At 49.8% G+C, this 2,720-nt stretch carries 2 protein-coding genes; both read left to right on the plus strand.

The genetic code is table 11. From position 1 onward, the window contains the following. Nucleotides 1-322: 322 nt before the first annotated feature. Complete coding sequence (locus AAFN46_RS20510; RefSeq protein WP_347810545.1) at nucleotides 323-1,387, plus strand: hypothetical protein; 1,065 nt, start codon at nucleotides 323-325, stop codon at nucleotides 1,385-1,387. 21 nt (nucleotides 1,388-1,408) lie between these two features. Further along, nucleotides 1,409-2,422 (plus strand): DUF1353 domain-containing protein, encoded by a 1,014-nt coding sequence (locus tag AAFN46_RS20515; RefSeq protein WP_347810546.1) that lies wholly within the window; start codon nucleotides 1,409-1,411, stop codon nucleotides 2,420-2,422. The last annotated feature ends 298 nt before the right edge of the window (nucleotides 2,423-2,720 follow it).

Consider the following 2,720-nt stretch of genomic DNA (forward strand, 5'->3'; position numbering starts at 1 on the left):
TTGCGGCGGCCAGAAACACCGTAATGAGCGAGCCATCTGGTCGATTTTGACCCACTGGCCGCTTTCAAAGTTGGCGAAGGCCGAAGTCAGCCAGAAAAACCGGTCTAGTTCAGACCTTCCCTAACCTCAATTGTCTGGCCCAAAGTCGTATCGATTTTCCTTGGCTACAAGTTATGTGACTAGCGTGACGATCTCCTGAAAGAGGTTGCATATAGGTGAGGTTACTTCAGGAGCGGACTTGACGTATCTGAGCCGAGATCAACTAGTCTGCAGCAAAGCCAGCATTTTAATCGCGACTCTTTTCGGAAGCGGGAGGCCTTTGATGGTAATGCACATTAAGCGGATTGCCGATGGTGGCCTTATTTCACTTGTGGCGCTTTGGGTATTGTTGTTCAGCTCTATTGCCGATGCTTACCAAATAAATCCACTGGAGAATAAGTATTGGGTATCTAGGTCTCCATCAGTGTCAGTGATGGTCAGCGAGTCAGTTCATGAGGAGATAACAAATAGAGCTCGAGTCTGTGCCGCTGTTTCAGTGGGCGTAGATGGAAGTCCACTAACCTGTACTACAATGGGGCCTATCCCTACGGGTTCGAAAAAGGGGAATAAATACGACTCCCTTATCCGAGGGGTTTGGTGGAATGACGATCCTAATCAACTCCTGTTTGCTCATGTTGGCAAGTGGGGGGTATGGATGAAGGATGCAAATCGAATTGCTAAATACGGCCTCAATTTAAGAGGGGAAAGAAAAACTCTTAATAAAACATACTACATGCAGTATCGAAGTCATTATGGTGACCTTCAGTTCCTGCATGCCATGGCAACATCAAATCAAGAGGCTGCTCAGGTTACGCGTCAGCATATTCTTGATTGGGCTGAATTCTCTTATGCGGTTGCGATCCGTAGAATTAATACGCAGACGCTATTGTCTGATGTCAAAACAAGCCATTTTCAAGAGCATTTTAAGAATCAGCCTGGCTGGACGGTTTCGTATCTTTTTGGGCCTAAGTATAGGCTAGAGCGGAAAGATCATTTCCAGGAAATGGCTATTGGCTCACTCTTGCACCTAATCCAAGACTCGTACTCGGACGCACATGCGCTACGAAATTTTGAACCTTCAGAAAAGTGTCCGCTCGGGCGAGTTATTGAATTTCATTCATACGGGAAACAGAACCCAGACCTTCATGGAGTGGCTGATACTCGTGCGGCAATGAAAAGTCAGAAATTCACAAAGGAACAGCACCCTGTTAATGCAAGTGCAACCATCTTGCGATTCATGGATGACCAAGAGGACTGGCCTGTTGTCAAAGCGTATTTGAGAGATACGGTCTTTTGTCTGGATGCTGATGCTCAGGGGGCAGGTCCTGGGCGATATGCGCAGAAGTAAATCCCCCAAAGGAGAGCGATCATGTTGAGCCGAATTGAGTTTCGCAAACTTTGTGAAGCTGAACTTGGAAGGCCATATATCTGGGGAGGCAACGGGCCGGACTCCTATGACTGTTCTGGCCTGGTTCAGTCACTTTTAGCTCATTTAAATCTTGACCCGCCTGGTGACCAGTCCGCCGCGGGGCTCTATAAACACTTTATGAAAGAGCGCCATAGTCAATCAGTAGGGCTCGCAGATAGCGAACTGGCTGATCTTGTTTTTTATGGACAGAATGAGGCTGTGACCCATGTTGCTCTTGCATGGGGGGATCAGCAGATGATTGAGGCCGGAGGTGGAGGGATGGATACAACCACCCCTGAGAAGGCGCGGAGCAAGGGTGCTGAGGTGCGAATTCGACCTATTACACGCCGCAGTGATCGTGTTGCAATTCTGCGGCCATTAGCATTGGCATGGGCGCCGGACGCTACACACTATTACACAAGTAACATTGGTAGTTATGGCCGGTTCGAAGGAGCACTGCTTACAGAGTGGCTGCCGAATGGTCGTCACATGCGACTTAAATTGCCATACACATATATTGCCCAGAATGGCACTCAGTGGCCCGTGCCTGCCGATACGATTGTAGATGGCGCGTCAATTCCTAGGCCATTTTGGTCAGTCATTGGTGGGCCGTTTGAAGGTCTCTATAGGAATGCGTCAGTGGTGCATGACTTCTACTGCGTTAGTCAAAATAGAACCTGGCAGTCTACCCATCGCATGTTTTATGAAGCCATGCGCTGCAGCGGCGTAGAGGAGGGCAAAGCAAAAATCATGTACTATGCCGTTTACCGCTTTGGGCCACGATGGCAGGGTGGGACTTCATCGCTGCTCCGCCTCCCATTTGAACACATAGAGTTGCAGTTGCCGGCCTCAATGCCGATTCCCGCTCAGCGTTTCGACCCAGGGTCCGCAAGTGTAGATTTGGCTCTGATCGTTGAAGAAAACTTCTCACTCGACGCAATCGATGCACTGGTCGACTCACGGAATGGATCTTGAAAAATTCAAGCTGCCTTGGCAGTCCGGGGATAAGACTGGGCGCAGATCTGGCGGGCGGACCGGGGCCCCTAGAAGAAAGTAATGACGTAGACACCGGCACCAGCAATCCAGCATGGCTACTGCGGTACGAAGGATTGGAAGACACCGCCCAACAGTCACTGGGCATGGGATCAAAACCTAGGGAAGGTCTGAAGTAGAGCGGTTTTTCTGGCTGACTTCGGCCTTCGCCAATTTTGAAAGCGGCCAGTGGGTCAAAATCGACCAGATGGCTCGCTCATTTCGGTGTTTCTGGCCGCCG

It is taken from the genome of Pseudomonas sp. CAU 1711 (assembly GCF_039888625.1).
In the GTDB taxonomy this organism is placed as follows: Bacteria; Pseudomonadota; Gammaproteobacteria; order Pseudomonadales; family Pseudomonadaceae; genus Aquipseudomonas.